The following is a 15,823-nucleotide window of genomic DNA, read 5'->3' on the forward strand; positions in this document are numbered from 1 at the left end:
CACCACCAGAACCAGTGTCACCACCAGAACCAGTGTCACCACCAGAACCAGTGTCACCACCAGAACCAGTGTCACCACCAGAACCAGTGTCACCGCCAGAACCAGTGTCACCACCACCCGGATTACAGTTACCATCACCACAAATAGGCGTATTATCTACACACCTACCATCAATTAATTCCTTTCCGGACGAACACTCAGAACGACTAATAACATCAAACGTTAAACTTCCCCTAGAAAACCTATGTCCATTACCCCTATACAAATTGCAATATAAAGTCCCGCTATTCCCATAACAATCACCAAAGACATTCTGAGAACCAGAAGCGACAGGCTTACCATTTACACAACCCGCAAGCGAATTTATGGCACTTGAACTATATGGAAAAGTTTGACCATCCGTAAAACAACCTGCAACACTACTATTAGCTTTATAATAACGTACTGTATGAGGGTTTGAGCTAGCCAAAACGGAAAAAGAGAATATTAATAATAAAGTTGAAATTAAAGCTCTCATATTTAACACCATAAAAAAAGGCGACCGAAGCCGCCTGTAATTAATATGCCATTGGTCTATGACGTAACAACACCACTTTTAAAACCTATTACGAATATAGAAACAAAAGCAATTGCGAAAATAACTGTTACGGCATCACCCAATAAAACACCCATATTAACGACGCAGATAAGAAATAATCATACCCACACCAAAGCCCAGCGCTGCAAGACCAATAACACCTGCAACAGTAACCTGAACACTAGACTGACCAGCAGCAACCGCAGACTTAATAGCAGTAACAGTCGCGCTATCTTCAGCAAAAGAAGGCGCAGCCATTACAGCAGAAGTAGTGACTAGAGCAACCTGACCAAATTTACGCTTCAAAGTGATATATTTCATAATGATTTCCTATTTCTAATATTTCCCAAGATAACGGGCAACACGCCCAGTATAATGACCAACGATAAACGCCACTAAGAGCGAACCGACGACCAAATTAAAAATCTCTAAATTAATTTCCAGCGCTGGATTAATGAACGACTTATATTCCTGTGCAGACGGAATAACATAACCCACACATTCTGATTCAGAGGCGTTTGATATTGTCGCCTTGCCAACATCATCAACAATTAAACAAACGCCCATAACTTATTTAGCCTTCAATGCAGATTCAAATTTTGCATTAACATCTGGATGAACCGGAATCAGTTTTGAAATAACAACTTCTAGCGGGTCATCCGGATTATGCGAGAACTGTAACTCATATTCCTCATTGGGAATAAACGCACGCTTTGACACAAGCTGTCGTGCGTAATCAACATCCATTTTCAATTGCTGTTTGGTACGCGGAACATCAGTAGAGAACCCGATACCTTCCTGCTCGAATTTCTCATGACGAACCTCGTCAATACCACGAAGAACGTGGACAACCGCATCTGAACCGCCAGAAGAAGGAAAGCGACGAACCGCAATACCTGTGATCATTACACCCATGTTTAATTCTCCAACGCTATGTTAATTATGTTTTGATAGGTCTCAGGCAAGGCCAGCTTGCCATAGTCCTCAAGTTCGAATACATCCAAATCCAACGGGGCCGACAGCAAACCGAATGCCTTGCTGGTATCACCATTGAACATCCTGACCACATCAGACAGAGCCTTGCCACACTGGCGACGAGTCCAACGGATACGGCCCAGTAAATCCAGACACGCATCCTTGGTAACACGCTTGATACTCACGCCTTGCGTAGGCTCGATAGAAGCCGAAAACGCACAGATACCCGCAAAGGCCGCGGCAGGGTCGAGCAGGGCATCAACATTGCACTTCTTAAGCTCAACCTCGTTCCGATACCAAGTGATATCCAGCTTGTTAAGACCTTGTTCCAGTTTCTTGTTATAAACGCGCCAGTAGACCGCACTCTGGCGGGAACCGACAATCGTTGCCTCTTCCAACACATCCCCGTTTGCGGCATAGACCACATGCGGGTTAACTTTCGGCCCCATACCACGTTGAGAGGTACGGAAAGCGCCCTCACGCCAAGCCGTCTCGGCATACTTGCAATCGAAGCAGCCAGAAAAATCATCCACCGCCAAATCCAAGCGGGATAGGGTGAACACATGCAAAATCTTGGTAAGCCACCAGTGAAGGCGGAACGTTGTTGTATGCTCCAACAGGTACTTACAGCCACGACCGGACAGCTGAATGAATACCGTCTCATTGTTGCCACCGACACCCATCAAACCACACTCAACAGAACCCGTCTTATCAAGAATCACGGCTGAATCTTCATAGCCGTGCAGGCCGCGTCCGCGCATTGGTGACAACGTCATGCCCATGACGTGAAACAGGAACGTTGCCAGCCTGTCAGTCAGCACCTCACGAACCGCGTTCTGGTAACGCTCCAAGGCAATGGCACGCTGCTGTGGATTGGTCACTGTCTGGTAAGTTGCTTTCGGCATTTTCTGCCAAGCAAAAGAGGACAAATCCGCTTTGTGACAGTGTCGCAACTCTGTGAACTTGAAACTGAAGGCTAAATGGTCAACCAGAACGGGGCGTTCTTGTTCTGCCATCTCAGCAAAGTGTTGTTCAGACAACATCAAACACCCCCTGAGCTTTCAATTCTGGGTAATTTACGTCGGTTATTTCGACAAACTCGACAAAGCCGCCAAGCTCGACATCACAGAACACACGTAACTCATGGAAAGAGCGAAAGTATTCATGACCGAAATCGAAGTAGGCATTGACGCCGATACCGGGCTCATCATCGAAGTAGACAACCGAATTAGCCATCGTTAGACATCCTCACGAATTGGCTTGATAGTGTTGTGAAGCGCATGAAGCGGTTTACCGGAAGCGATAGCGTCAGCCAGCGTAAGATGTTCAATCAATTCAACATGCGGGAAGCGGTGCCACTTGGTATAGGCGTCAGCCTCGGCAGGATGGACAGCAACAACATCATGTTCATTTTCAAAGAAACGAGTGCCTTCAACCAATTCAAACGTTGTCATGTGAGCCTCAGTGCTTACCAGTTGTCATTTTTGGCAATCGTAATTGCCAATTTCGACAATTACAAGATGTCATTTTTGGCAATTAAAGAGCTACAATGAGGAAAACGGAGGAATTGCTATGTACATAAATAAACTGCTAGATAAATACAAAACAGCGAAAAACTATGTCCAAGACAAACAAATTGCCGCTGATTTGGGAATCGACGCAGCCAAACTAAGCAGAATCCGCAAAGGCGACCGCTATCTGACTGAAAATGAAGCTATTTTTCTGGCAGAAGAAACAGAAACTGACATTCATGAAGTAATGTTGTATTTAGCCGCCGACAAAGCCAAAACTTACAAAGCCCAGCAAGCATGGGCGGACATCATGACAAAGTTGAGTAGCCAAGGATTTAGGGGCTTAACCCTTGGTATTACTGGATTTATGGCCCTGAGTGAACCCAAGGTTCAGTACGCATTATGTATATTATGTTAAATTAGGTGTTCGGTATTTATATTCAAACAACTATTCCCTAACTCTCTTTCCCTCTTGCTTCCTTGCATTACCCTCTTTGCTTTCCTAGTACTGTATAATTTAACAGTACTAGGAATTTACCATAAAATAGGTAATTAACACCTATTTTTAAGCACTGCTGCAAATGGTCAGTTTGCCTGGTGATTCAAAATCAGCTGTTAATTACAGCTTGGTTTGATCAAACCAAGCTAGTTATTTTTGTTTGAACAAAAATTGACGCTAAGCGTATCTATAAGCCTAGCGACTTTTGCATCTACTCAGTTGTGGCTAACGCCTGGTATTTGTTGAGCATGGCATTTAATTCTGGCGTTAAAATTGGCTTTGCCAAGAACCCATCCATACCGGCTTTTCTGTATTCGACTTGATCTGAATGCATTGCATTAGCCGTTAATGCAATAATCGGTATGTTTATGTTTTTCTGTCGTAACTGTTTGGTTGCCTGCAGCCCATCCAGCACTGGCATCGAAATATCCATTAGCACGATGTCAAATTGGTGCTGGTTATTCTCAAGTATCTCGATCGCTTCTTTACCATTATTGGCAATCACCACCTGATGGCCTCGTTTTTCCAGCATTAGCTTAGCAACTAATTGGTTTGTGTTACTGTCTTCTGCTAACAGTATGCTCAGCGAATGATCAAGGCTGTTTTCAATAACAGGCTCATAAAGCTGGGATTCATCAATCGACTGCGTTATCGGTATATAAACAGTAAAACAACTACCTTTGTTGAGTGTGCTCTCTAACGTTATCTTACCGTTCATTTTATCAATCAAATGCTGGCTGATTGCCAAACCAAGGCCGGTGCCGCCGTAACGTCTTGTAATGCTACCATCGGCTTGAATAAACGGATTAAATAAGTTTCTTTGAGCTTCTTGCGAAATACCAATGCCAGTATCTGTCACTGCTATCGATACATATTGGTTGTCTCGCTTAACATCAATAGAGACGGAGCCTTGGTTAGTGAACTTAATTGCATTTCCTATCAGGTTGAACATTACCTGGGAAATACGGTTTTTATCACCGACCATCTTCTTGGGTACCGATGGCGATATATTGACACTCAGGGCTATGTTCTTTTTAACCGCTTGCTCATGCAACTGACTTACTACGAGGTTAATACTCTCATCCAAGTGCATCTCTGCATTGTATAGCTCAAAGTTACCCGACTCGATTCTTGAAAGGTCAAGAATATCATTGATGATTGTTAATAATAGCTGGGCTGATTGATCCATTTGGTTAACCCAGCGAGCTTGCTCTTTGTTCAATCCAGACTCAGCCAGCGTATCCATAAAGCCCAAAACCGCATTTAACGGGGTTCTTATTTCATGGCTCATCATTGCCAAGAATTGCGACTTGGCTTTGTTCGCCGACTCTGCTTGTTTTCTGGCTTCCTGAAGTTCAAAAAGTCGTTTTTTTCGGTTTGTAATGTCTTTTGCCGTTCCCCTATAGCCTAATAGCTTTCCTTGCTTTGAGAAATATGGTGTTCCGCTAAAACTAATCCATAACCCCCCTTCACTCTCCGGCAACTGCCACTCGAGATCTTCAAAGGGTTCTTTCATCCCAAACTTTACTTTCAGTTTTTTCTTTAACGTCTCTTGCTCATCAAAAATATCGAGGATACTGTCATTATCGACAACATGATTGGCAAGGTTCGGCGACGATATATAGGTAAACCGTAAATCAGTATCGACTTCCCAAAACCAATCACCAACCGTTTTGGCAAAATCTTTAAACCGCTGCTGGCTGTGAATTAGCTCCTGAGTCCGTGCCGTTACTAACGATTGCAGCCTCTCACGGTAATCAATATCGATAATAGCCCGTTCAAGCAATGGCCTGAATCGCTCTAATACCCGTCGGCATCGTGGCGAAAATTGCCCGCGCTCTGAATGCAGGAATAACAATAGAGCATCTCCCGAGCTAACTTTTACTCCTGTTAGCAACACAGATTGACAATACTGAAGCATCTCTTGCGGTAACCGTTGAAACTCAGAAACCTGGTTTGGTGCAAATAGTGCGATACTCTCTCCGTTCATCGAGCGTACAAACGTATTGCCTATTGGCCAGGTGCTTGACTCGAAAAAACGACACGTTGTAACAAGTTCTTGCAATGGCGCATTCTCGTCTTCTCTAGTTAAGACTAGTGCATGTTCGAAGCCTATGTACTTTCGTAGTACCGACAATAAGCCATTGAAAACTTGTCTTTTGCTGTTTGCACCAGCCATGGCTGACATTCCGGCAAGAATAGCGGCATTTTCATCCCGAAGCTGTTTTTCGCGTTCCTGACTTCGCAACAGATCAAGCAATGTCTCTTGAAGTTTTTCTGATTCAAAGCTTGGCATTAGCTAGTCCCTATGAAATAAAACTGCGGATATCATGAGGTTCCCGTGTGCATTTTCACCACCGACAAACTGTCCCTGTTCACCAAAGGTAAATGGGCAAACAAATGGCATATGATGCATTGCTTTATTCACGTAATGTGCCACCTCTTCCATTCTGTCTTGTACCCGTAACATACAACCTGCACAATAAATGGTAATTCCACCAATCGGGTCTAACTCCTGACTTGCACTACAGATATCAAATGCGGAGTCGATAACCCTACCCGCCCGTGTGATTAGTCGCTCTTCGGTACCCTCCATAAAGAACAACTCTTCACCTTCATCAACGTTAGCAAACAGTTCGATCCCACCTCTTTGTGTCACTTTTAGTGGATGTGACAGCTTAAAGTACGGCAAATCGTGGACTTTGCCAGCAATTCTTCCCAACGGGTTTAAACTGCTTCTCGACACTATGCTATTTTCACCTGAGAGTGGCTGGCCAATCCATTCTTGGTAAATATCTATAGCAGGCCTGTGATTAAGCTCGATTAACTCTCGCCCCTCAGTACGAGTTGCGATCGCACTCATTCCTAAACTTGCATAACCTGAGTGGAATGAGTAACTAACGTTGCAAGAAGGATAAAACACACAGAGTCCAACACCTTCTTTACATCGTTGTTCGTGAGTGAACAGCTTCCAGTTCCCTATCACATGATCGTCGGCCGCACTCCCGCCAATAATAGGCACAGGAATTCCCAGCTCATCCTCTATACCTTGTATAACTTCTTCTTCATGTCCTGGGCTGGAATGAAGCAAAATCAATGCCGGAAGTTCTCCAGGCCGACCACTGTTATCAATCGCACGCAAAAGTGCCTGCCGCGCCATATCATACGGGCTTTGATTTGTTGAAACGATCGCACTCCCGAATGCACCTTCATAATCACACATCGCCCACAAAGCAATGCCTTCACCGCGATTATACCCTTCGTCGGTCATGACGCCCTGACACGAGGAACATCCAAGGATCTGAGAATTCGGAAATTCAGCCGTCAACACTTGCTGGATAAGCTTCTCATCATAGTTTTCGGAAAAGTAAGCAAGAATCAGTTTGGGGTTGATGATTTTACTTTTTAGTTTGCGAATTGCATCCGAAACAGCATGCTCTGAAGCATGGAAAGCAGAAAAACTTGTAGCTATATCCATATTTTCGTATTTATTGTTATGAGTTGCTCTCATCATAGACATTTTTGCTTTTGTAATCAGCAAACTGATACCATTTTTATGGTTTTGTGGCTAAAGTCAGACTGCTAATGACCGCTAAACTATACAATTACTTAATTTGGGATGATGAAGGGACGCATGACTAGCAAAGTCGTTATAGTAACAGGTGGTGCCAAGGGAATTGGTCGGGGCATTTGTGAAATGCTGGCCAGCCAAGAAGTAATCGTTGTTGCTGTAGATATTGATGAGGATGCCGGTTTTGAGCTGGTTGCCCACAACCCTATGATACGTTTCCGCAAAGCGGATGTTACCCGCGAGAGCGAGGTTGCTGCTGTTGTAGAGGAGATTCAGTCACAATTTGGCAGGCTTGATGGCCTGGTTAACAATGCTGCCATTGCTACCCCCTACAACACACCTGTCGAATCCCTGGAAATGCATGATTGGGATCGGATCATAGCGGTGAACCTAACCGCGCCTATGCTAGTAACAAAATTATGCCTGCCTCTGCTTAAGGCATCTAAAGGTGCTATTGTTAATATCAGCTCAACCCGTGCAGAACAGTCTGAGCCCAATACAGAAGCGTATAGTGCATCTAAAGGTGGACTGGTGAGCCTGTCCCATGCGCTTGCTGTTAGCCTTGGTCCTGATGTCAGAGTGAACTGTGTATCACCTGGTTGGATTGATACAAGTAATGAAAAGCTACGAGATATCGATCACAGTCAGCACCTTACAGGTCGCGCCGGACACCCTGCGGATGTTGCGTCTATGGTTAAATACCTATTAAGTACTAATGCTGGCTTTATAAGTGGTCAGAATTTTACTGTTGATGGCGGGATCACAAAAAAAATGATATATGCTGAATAAACATGAAACCATAGGCTTGAGCCATCAAGCCTATGAAACGATCAATTTACAACAAAAAAGTGACTAATTAACAGTCACTTTTGTACAGTAAACTTTGCAATTATAGTCTCACTCCCCTGCTGCACTGTAATAGCCCACTCCATCGTGTCGTGAACACAATCTGGTACACTAAACGTGCCTACCCAGTAATCGGTTTGTTGCTCAAATATGACAGGAATGGTCCCCATAAACATATCGACACCTTCTATTTTAGCAACTGGTTTTACATTTGTGTTACTAATTCGCAGAGTGACTTCCGAATTAGCGACTACAGGGTATGGGTTAAGCGATAACCCGAGCTTTTTGTTTGAACCATCAACAGCACAATATTCTGCTGTGATCAGGCAGTTGGTAGCACTATCATCTATGGATGTATTTTCTTCATAGGTGACTGTTCTCCATACAAATGCCGTTATTAATACTGCCATCAAGATTAAAATCTGGATTAATCTTGCCTTTGTTAACTTCTCTGCAGCCATGATTTACCGTGGTTCCCGTGTTACAGAGTTCAAACTTTTCACATAAATGTTGCTTAACCGTAAACATTGTGTGGGCTTGACTCTGTCAATCACTTGTTAAGTAAAGTATTATGTGCAGTGAAAATGCCACTTTTACAACAAAATAGCAATTTAAATGCTGAGTTGTTTAAAAAAACAACATGGCAGTTAAGTAAGCTTTGGGTGGCATTGCGACAACTTGTTGTTCGCACAAGGAAAGAGAGTGTAGTTGAACAATTCAAATTGGAAGCATGCAACATGAGCCAAGTAAAGCAGCTTGAACAAAACTACAACTATACGGTCGTTCGTCAATTCACCCTGGTCACCATACTATGGGGAATTGTCGGAATGGGCGTTGGTGTATTGATTGCCGCTCAACTGGTGTGGCCGGCGCTAAACTTCGACCTACCTTGGTTGACATACAGTCGCTTGCGTCCACTGCATACCAATGCAGTGATTTTCGCATTCGGTACTAGTGCACTATTTGCTACGTCTTATTACGTAGTACAGCGCACATGTCAAACAAGACTATTCGGTGGAAAGTTAGCATCGTTCACCTTCTGGGGTTGGCAAGCCATCATCCTTGCAGCAGCTATTTCGCTGCCAATGGGATGGACCTCTGGTAAAGAATACGCAGAACTGGAATGGCCGATTGATATCGCGATTGCAGTTGTTTGGGTTTCCTATGCCATTGTCTTTTTCGGTACCATGATCAAACGAAACACGTCGCACATTTATGTTGCGAACTGGTTCTTTGGTGCCTTCATCTTAACGGTAGCTGTCCTTCACATCGTGAACAGCATGGCTATCCCTGTATCGATGACTAAATCGTATTCGATTTACTCCGGTGCAGTGGATGCGATGATTCAGTGGTGGTACGGACACAACGCAGTAGGTTTCCTACTGACAGCCGGTTTCCTGGGTATGATGTACTACTTCGTACCTAAGCAAGCAGGCCGTCCGGTATTCTCCTACCGTCTGTCTATCGTACACTTCTGGGCACTGGTATCTCTGTATATCTGGGCTGGCCCTCACCACTTGCACTACACAGCACTGCCTGACTGGACTCAGTCTCTTGGTATGGTGATGTCTCTGATCCTGTTTGCTCCTTCTTGGGGTGGTATGATCAACGGTATCATGACGCTGTCGGGTGCATGGCACAAACTACGTTACGATCCAATCCTACGATTCCTGGTTGTTTCATTGTCTTTCTACGGTATGTCTACCTTCGAAGGTCCAATGATGTCAATTAAGACCGTAAACGCCCTTTCTCACTATACTGACTGGACAATCGGTCACGTTCATTCTGGTGCGTTAGGTTGGGTTGCAATGGTTTCTATCGGTGCCGTTTATCACCTAATTCCTAAGCTATTCGGTCAGGAACGTATGTTCTCTATCAAGTTGATCAACGTTCACTTCTGGCTGGCAACGATTGGTACGGTTCTTTACATCGTAGCAATGTGGATTTCAGGTGTGATGCAGGGTCTGATGTGGCGTGCGGTTAACACTGACGGTACATTGACCTATAGCTTCGTAGAATCTCTACAGGCTTCTTATCCATTCTACTTTGTTCGCTTCCTGGGCGGTGCAATCTTCCTTGCTGGTATGTTCCTAATGGCATACAACGCATATAAGACAATTGTTGCACCAAAAGAAAGCCTAAAAGCAACTGAGCAACCAGCATAAGGAGTTCCGACAATGGCTAATAATCGTCATGAAATTGTAGAAAAAAATGTCGGCCTTCTAGCGATACTAATCGTCATTGCTATTAGCTTCGGTGCACTGGTAGAAATTACGCCGCTTTTATATCAAGACCAAACTACTGAACCAGTAGAAAACCTACGCCCTTACACGGCGCTAGAAATGGAAGGTCGTGATATTTACATTCGCGAAGGCTGTAACGTTTGTCACAGCCAGATGGTTCGTCCATTCCGTTCTGAAACAGAGCGTTACGGACACTACTCTGTTGCGGGTGAAAGTGTATGGGAACACCCTTTCCTATGGGGTTCAAAACGTACTGGTCCTGATCTGGCTCGTGTCGGCGGTCGTTATTCTGACGACTGGCACCGTGTCCACCTTCGTGATCCACGTGCAGTAGTTCCTGAGTCAAACATGCCTGGTTTCCCTTGGTTGGAAGAAAACGTGCTTGATGGCAAGTTGACCTCCGACAAGCTAGCTGTTTTCCGTGATGTCTTTGGTGTTCCTTACACCGAAGAGCAAGTTGCGAACGCTGGTGAAGAAGTGAAGGGCAAGACTGAAATGGACGCAATTATTGCTTACCTTCAGTCACTTGGTCACGCAATGAAATAAGGGGGCACAATGGATATTGGAACCATTCATAGCATCTGGACAGTAATCCTGTTCGCAAGCTTTATTGGTATCGTCCTTTGGGCTTACAGTAAACGCCAGAAATCGCGTTTCGAAGAAGCTGCCAATCTTGTATTTGCTGACGAAGAACAAGATTTGGCAACGCGTGCGAAAGACAGGAGCTAGGAAGCATGACTACATTTTGGAGTCTATGGATTACAATCATCACGCTCGGCACTATCGCTGGTATTGCTGCTATGCTCGTCTGGTGCAGCAAGGACAAGATGGGTGTTGAGGAAGGTGAAGACATGGGCCACGAATACGACGGTATTCGTGAGATCAATAACCCGCTACCTAAATGGTGGTCCTACATGTTTTGGGGCACCATCATCTTTGGCCTTCTTTACCTATTCCTGTACCCAGGCCTAGGTAACTATAAAGGCATGTTGGGGTGGCAAAGTTCTAACCAAACGGTTCGTTCTGTTGAAGAATCGAAACTAGCAATTGCTAATGCTCAAAAAGAGCAGCGTTTGGACCAGTACGCCAAAGAGCTAGACGATGCGCAAGCTAAGTTTGGCGAAACTTTTAAAACATTGGCTTACGACGAGTCTGGTAATAACCTTCGCCCTATCACTGAAATCGCAGCTGATTCAGAAGCGATCAAAGTGGGCCAGCGTCTGTTCATCCAAAACTGTGCCCAGTGCCACGGTTCAGATGCTCGCGGTCAGCTAGGTTACCCTAACCTAACTGATAACGCTTGGCTGTATGGCGGTGAAGCAGAAACTATCAAGACAACCATCATGGAAGGTCGCCAAGGTGTTATGCCAGCTTGGATTGACTCTCTGGGTAAAGATGGTGTCAAAGAAGTCACTACCTATGTACTTGGTATGTCAGGACGTAAAGTCAACGCCAAAGAAGCCGCTGCCGGTAAGCAACGCTTCGTTGTGTGTGCGGCTTGTCACGGCACTGACGGTAAAGGTAACCCTGCATTTGGTGCACCTGACCTAACAGACAATACATGGCTATACGGCGGCTCTCGCCGTGCGGTTGAAGCCACTATTACTCACGGTCGTCTGGGCGTCATGCCAGCATGGAAAGATATTCTAGGTGAAGATAAAGTTCAGCTAATTTCTGCCTATGTCTGGGGTTTGGGTAACGACACCGACAAGTAACAACATGGTTAATACTCGGTTACATATTGATTGAAAAATTAGTAATAAAAACTGAGACATAAGACCAAGCCCCTGTTAATTTCAGGGGCTCTTTCCATCAAAGCTTCAAAGGTAATCATTATGCGTAAACCATGGTATAAGCAGTTTTGGCCTTGGTTCGTTTTCGCCATTCCTGCAATCTCAATAATGTACAGCCTGACAGCTGTTTACATATTTTCTCAGAATCAAGTCGACCTTGTTGCAGAAGATTATTATAAGAAAGGCAAAGCGATTAATTTAGACCTTTCTCGTCTCCGCGTTGCTGATGCGCTGAATTTAAAAGCATCAGTCAGTGTTGCCGATACCGATATTGTGGTTAATTTTGATAAAGGTGATCTCAAGAGTAACCCTAACTTGCGTGTCACTTTTACGCATCGTACCCTAGCCAATAAAGACTTTACACAAATGGTCAGTGCCGATTTAAGTGGCGCTTATCGTTTCAACTCTCCAGAGCAGCTTGAAGGGCCATGGTTTGTTGAAGTAGAGCCATTTGATGGCGACTGGATGTTGCAAGGACGCGTTAACCTACCGACATCCGACCCGATTTCGTTGTACGGGCAGGATAAGGAATGACAAAAGACTGTTACCATTGCGGCGACCCTGTTCCACAGGGTTGCCAGCATCAAGTAGAAATACTGGGCGAAACGCGTGACATGTGTTGCCCGGGTTGTGAAGCGGTCGCGCAAACTATCGTTGAGAGCGGCCTTACCTCCTATTACGAATTCCGAACGGCGCCAGCCGAGAAAGCTGACTTAGTTCCTCAGCAGCTTCAATCTCTATTGCTCTATGATCACGAAGAAATTCAGCAAGAATTTGTTCGTGAGTTTGATGACAGCAAAGAAGTTTCTCTCTCACTCGATGGCGTATCCTGTGCTGCTTGTGCATGGTTGATAGAAAAGCAATTAAAACGAGAGCCCGGCGTTATCTCCATCCGCGTGAACACCACAACTCACCGGGCTTTACTTACCTGGGATCCAACCCAAGCCAAACTTAGCCACCTTCTTTCTGTGATCCATCAGCTTGGTTATAAAGCAGCCCCTTTTGAAGCTGATGCCCAGGAACAGCAATACCACAGAACAATGAAGAGCTACCTGTACCGACTTGGTATTGCAGGTATTGCCACCATGCAGGTGATGATGTTGGCCGTCGCCCTGTATTTTGAGATTTTTGGAGACCTTGACGCGGAATTTAAGAACTACCTTCGTTGGGTTAGCCTGATTTTTGCCACCCCTGTTCTTCTGTATTCTGCCTTACCGTTTTACCTCAATGCATGGCGTAACCTGCGGGCCCGAACATTAGGGATGGATGTTCCCGTCTCTATCGCTTTACTCTTTGCCTATGTTGCCAGCCTTTATGCCACAGTTATGGAAAAAGGCGAGGTGTTCTTCGAGTCAATCTCGATGTTCACCTTCTTCTTGCTCTTGGGACGTTTTCTTGAAATGCGTGCACGCCGGCAAGCAGCGGCTGCAAGTGCCAACCTGCTCAAACTAGTTCCGACCATGGCCACACTAGAGGATGGCTCTCAGGTTGCGGCAAAAACACTAAAAGTCGGTGACATAATTACCATTCTGCCGGGTGAAAGCCTGCCTGCCGATGGTGAGATTATCCAAGGTGAAACTGCTATCGATGAATCTATGCTGACCGGCGAACCAATGCCGGTTCCAAGAAGCTCAGGTAGTTCCGTATTCGCAGGTACCATTAACGGCGATGGAAATATCACTCTGCGCGTAACCAAAGACCGGCAGAACTCCCTTATTTCCAATATTGTTCGTCTGCAGGACGAAGCCCAGTCTTCCAAACCCAAAGTCGCAGAAGTTGCAGACATCGTTGCCCGCTACTTCGTGGCTGGTATTCTGATTATCTCAGCCTGCACATGGCTTTTCTGGCATCAGCAAAAACCGGAAGATGCCCTGTGGATCACTTTGGCGGTGCTTGTGGCAACATGCCCATGTGCTCTTTCTCTGGCCACGCCAACTGCCCTCACCTGCTCGACTTCTAGTCTTGGGCGGCTGGGCATCCTGCTTCGACGCGGGCATGTTCTGGAGACACTTTGTAAAGTGAACCAATTGGTCATCGACAAAACAGGCACGCTTACCGAGGGCAATATCCGACTTGTCGAAACACAACTACTTGGTGATCTGTCTGAAACGGAAGCACTGGCTTATGCTGCTGAAATGGAACGTTTTGCAAACCACCCGATTGCAAGAGCCTTTAGCGGCTATCGCGATAGTAGCAAAGCGTTTGATGAAGTAGAAAATGTTATCGGTTGTGGTCTGAAAGGCACCTTAAGCGGTATCGAATGGCGTATTGGCCAAGCTGCTTTTGTCCTTGACCAGCACCCTGATAAAACAGAGCAATTAAAGCTTTGCGACAATCGTTTCCAAGTATGGCTATCTTGCAATAACCAGCTTATTGCCGGTTTCAAGCTTGATGATCCTATCCGAGAAGACAGCAAGGAGCTTGTAGAGCAGTTTCAGGCATCCGGTATTAAGGTCACCATGTTGACCGGCGACCATTCAGCTAATGCTCAGACTGTGGCTGATAAGCTAAGCGTTGATAACTTAATTGCCGGGGCCACTCCGGAAGGCAAACTTGAGTATCTCCGCAGCCTTGATAAAGACAATGTTGCCTTAATGATTGGTGATGGTGTCAATGACGCCCCTGTTCTGGCCGGAGCCCATCTTTCTGTCGCCATGGGCGGCGGTACTGATGTTGCCAAATCCTCCGCAGATATGGTATTGCTAGGTGATCAGCTATTACGTATTTTACGTGCTAGAGAGCTAGCACTAAAAACCAGAAAGATTATTCGAGAAAACCTGGCTTGGGCATTAGGGTACAACCTCGTTATCTTGCCATTGGCTGTCGCTGGTTTTGTCGCTCCGTACATTGCAGTTGTGGGTATGTCGGCAAGCTCGATCATTGTTGTTTCTAATTCTTTAAGGTTATTAAAAGAAAATGGCTAGTCTTTACTTGTTAATACCAATTGCGATCGTTTTTGTCTGTATCGCTGTAGGCATTTTTCTTTGGGCCGTCAGAAGTGAACAGTTTGAAGATCTGGAGAGACAGGGTTATGACATCTTGTTTGACGAGGACGACTCCGAGCAGAGCAAGCCTCGAGCAAACAAGAAAGAAAGTGAAAACATGTCGTGAACATTGATTTTTACGCAGCTTTTGTTATCGGCTTAATGGGTGCAGGCCACTGCCTCGGTATGTGCGGCGGAGTAGCGGCTGCGCTTACCTTGGGTATGCCGGGGCAGCAGCAAGCCAATCGTTGGCCATACCTGCTATATTACAATACCGGTCGTCTTATCTCTTACGCCATTGCAGGTGCCATCATCGGTGGTGCGTTTGCCGGCATCGCCTCTTTCGGGGGATATTCGACAGGGCTTGTATCACTTAGGTTGTTTGCTGCCATCATGATGATTTTGCTTGCGCTTTACATCGGACAGTGGTGGCAAGGCATCACCAAAATAGAACGCCTTGGTCAGTACCTTTGGCGTTTTGTCTCACCGACAGCCAAATCCTTACTGCCGTTAAAGTCGCCTGTTGCGGCCCTGCCCTTCGGCTTGCTGTGGGGCTGGCTACCGTGTGGGCTTGTATACTCAACCCTAAGCTGGGCAGCCGTTTCCGGTAGCGCTCTATCCGGCGCAGCCGTTATGCTAGCCTTTGGTTTAGGGACGCTTCCAGCAATGATTGCAGTAGGGTCAATGGCCCAGCAACTTCAGAACCTACTGAGAAACCTTTATTTCAAACGTGCCAGTGCCTTGTTGTTATTGCTCTATGGGGTTCATACTGGTTATATCGCAATCAAACAAATGTTGTAGGCTTTTTAATACTCGTCATATTG

The 15,823-nt window shown here is 45.5% G+C and carries 19 protein-coding genes; 10 read left to right on the forward strand and 9 right to left on the reverse strand.

Annotated elements, in window-relative coordinates; translation table 11 throughout:
• Positions 1-673 precede the first annotated feature (673 nt).
• The 6 genes from BIT28_RS26765 to BIT28_RS26790 are packed head-to-tail and all read right to left on the reverse strand — an operon-like array spanning position 674 to position 3,006.
• Positions 674-898: a hypothetical protein gene (locus BIT28_RS26765; RefSeq protein ID WP_075768012.1), complete on the reverse strand. Its 225-nt coding sequence runs from the start codon at positions 896-898 to the stop codon at positions 674-676.
• 15 nt (positions 899-913) lie between these two features.
• Positions 914-1,144 carry a hypothetical protein gene (locus BIT28_RS26770; protein ID WP_075768013.1) on the reverse strand — a complete coding sequence of 77 codons (231 nt, stop codon included), beginning with the start codon at positions 1,142-1,144 and terminating at the stop codon, positions 914-916.
• A gap of 3 nt (positions 1,145-1,147) precedes the next feature.
• Positions 1,148-1,492 carry a DUF1293 family protein gene (locus tag BIT28_RS26775; protein ID WP_245823911.1) on the reverse strand — a complete coding sequence of 115 codons (345 nt, stop codon included), beginning with the start codon at positions 1,490-1,492 and terminating at the stop codon, positions 1,148-1,150.
• Positions 1,493-1,494: 2 nt separating this feature from the next.
• Positions 1,495-2,595 (reverse strand): replication initiation factor domain-containing protein, encoded by a 1,101-nt coding sequence (locus BIT28_RS26780; RefSeq protein ID WP_245823913.1) that lies wholly within the window; start codon positions 2,593-2,595, stop codon positions 1,495-1,497.
• Positions 2,585-2,788: a hypothetical protein gene (locus tag BIT28_RS26785; protein WP_075768014.1), complete on the reverse strand. Its 204-nt coding sequence runs from the start codon at positions 2,786-2,788 to the stop codon at positions 2,585-2,587. Before BIT28_RS26785 ends, BIT28_RS26780 begins: the two co-directional genes overlap by 11 nt.
• Before the next feature lie 2 nt (positions 2,789-2,790).
• On the reverse strand, positions 2,791-3,006 hold the full coding sequence (locus tag BIT28_RS26790; protein ID WP_075768015.1) for a hypothetical protein: 216 nt from the start codon (positions 3,004-3,006) through the stop codon (positions 2,791-2,793).
• 118 nt (positions 3,007-3,124) lie between these two features.
• On the opposite strand from BIT28_RS26790, the gene BIT28_RS26795 reads away from it, so the two are divergent.
• Positions 3,125-3,481: a DUF3693 domain-containing protein gene (locus BIT28_RS26795; protein WP_075768016.1), complete on the forward strand. Its 357-nt coding sequence runs from the start codon at positions 3,125-3,127 to the stop codon at positions 3,479-3,481.
• 292 nt (positions 3,482-3,773) lie between these two features.
• Here the strand turns inward: BIT28_RS26795 and BIT28_RS26800 are convergent, their stop codons facing one another.
• Both BIT28_RS26800 and BIT28_RS26805 read right to left on the reverse strand, forming a co-directional pair.
• Positions 3,774-5,858, reverse strand: coding sequence for a hybrid sensor histidine kinase/response regulator (locus BIT28_RS26800; RefSeq protein ID WP_075768017.1), 2,085 nt, complete (start codon positions 5,856-5,858; stop codon positions 3,774-3,776).
• Between the two features lie 3 nt (positions 5,859-5,861).
• Positions 5,862-7,040, reverse strand: a complete 1,179-nt coding sequence (locus BIT28_RS26805) for an FIST signal transduction protein (protein ID WP_075768158.1) — start codon at positions 7,038-7,040, stop codon at positions 5,862-5,864.
• 156 nt (positions 7,041-7,196) lie between these two features.
• Between BIT28_RS26805 and BIT28_RS26810 the strand changes: the two genes are divergently transcribed.
• On the forward strand, positions 7,197-7,922 hold the full coding sequence (locus BIT28_RS26810) for an SDR family oxidoreductase (RefSeq protein ID WP_089153728.1): 726 nt from the start codon (positions 7,197-7,199) through the stop codon (positions 7,920-7,922).
• Positions 7,923-7,996: 74 nt separating this feature from the next.
• On the opposite strand, the gene BIT28_RS26815 is transcribed toward BIT28_RS26810, so the two are convergent.
• Positions 7,997-8,440, reverse strand: coding sequence for a hypothetical protein (locus BIT28_RS26815; protein ID WP_075768019.1), 444 nt, complete (start codon positions 8,438-8,440; stop codon positions 7,997-7,999).
• A 276-nt stretch (positions 8,441-8,716) separates the two neighbouring features.
• On the opposite strand from BIT28_RS26815, the gene ccoN reads away from it, so the two are divergent.
• The 8 genes from ccoN (at position 8,717) to BIT28_RS26855 (ending at position 15,800) form a co-directional block, all read left to right on the forward strand.
• On the forward strand, positions 8,717-10,144 hold the full coding sequence (gene ccoN, locus BIT28_RS26820) for a cytochrome-c oxidase, cbb3-type subunit I (RefSeq protein ID WP_075768020.1): 1,428 nt from the start codon (positions 8,717-8,719) through the stop codon (positions 10,142-10,144).
• Positions 10,145-10,156: 12 nt separating this feature from the next.
• Positions 10,157-10,768 carry a cytochrome-c oxidase, cbb3-type subunit II gene (gene ccoO / locus BIT28_RS26825; RefSeq protein WP_075768021.1) on the forward strand — a complete coding sequence of 204 codons (612 nt, stop codon included), beginning with the start codon at positions 10,157-10,159 and terminating at the stop codon, positions 10,766-10,768.
• A gap of 9 nt (positions 10,769-10,777) precedes the next feature.
• Positions 10,778-10,951, forward strand: a complete 174-nt coding sequence (locus BIT28_RS26830; RefSeq protein WP_075768022.1) for a cbb3-type cytochrome oxidase subunit 3 — start codon at positions 10,778-10,780, stop codon at positions 10,949-10,951.
• Between the two features lie 5 nt (positions 10,952-10,956).
• Positions 10,957-11,937 carry a cytochrome-c oxidase, cbb3-type subunit III gene (gene ccoP / locus BIT28_RS26835; protein WP_075768023.1) on the forward strand — a complete coding sequence of 327 codons (981 nt, stop codon included), beginning with the start codon at positions 10,957-10,959 and terminating at the stop codon, positions 11,935-11,937.
• Between the two features lie 120 nt (positions 11,938-12,057).
• On the forward strand, positions 12,058-12,549 hold the full coding sequence (locus tag BIT28_RS26840; protein WP_075768024.1) for a FixH family protein: 492 nt from the start codon (positions 12,058-12,060) through the stop codon (positions 12,547-12,549).
• Positions 12,546-14,939 (forward strand): heavy metal translocating P-type ATPase, encoded by a 2,394-nt coding sequence (locus BIT28_RS26845; RefSeq protein ID WP_075768025.1) that lies wholly within the window; start codon positions 12,546-12,548, stop codon positions 14,937-14,939. The genes BIT28_RS26840 and BIT28_RS26845 overlap by 4 nt, the downstream gene beginning before the upstream one ends.
• Complete coding sequence (gene ccoS, locus BIT28_RS26850; protein WP_075768026.1) at positions 14,932-15,126, forward strand: cbb3-type cytochrome oxidase assembly protein CcoS; 195 nt, start codon at positions 14,932-14,934, stop codon at positions 15,124-15,126. Before BIT28_RS26845 ends, ccoS begins: the two co-directional genes overlap by 8 nt.
• The gene (locus tag BIT28_RS26855) at positions 15,123-15,800 is read left to right on the forward strand and encodes a sulfite exporter TauE/SafE family protein (RefSeq protein WP_075768027.1); all 678 of its coding nucleotides are present in this window, start codon (positions 15,123-15,125) and stop codon (positions 15,798-15,800) included. The genes ccoS and BIT28_RS26855 overlap by 4 nt, the downstream gene beginning before the upstream one ends.
• The last annotated feature ends 23 nt before the right edge of the window (positions 15,801-15,823 follow it).

The sequence above is a fragment of the Photobacterium proteolyticum genome, from assembly GCF_001939735.1.
In the GTDB taxonomy this organism is placed as follows: Bacteria; Pseudomonadota; Gammaproteobacteria; order Enterobacterales; family Vibrionaceae; genus Photobacterium; species Photobacterium proteolyticum.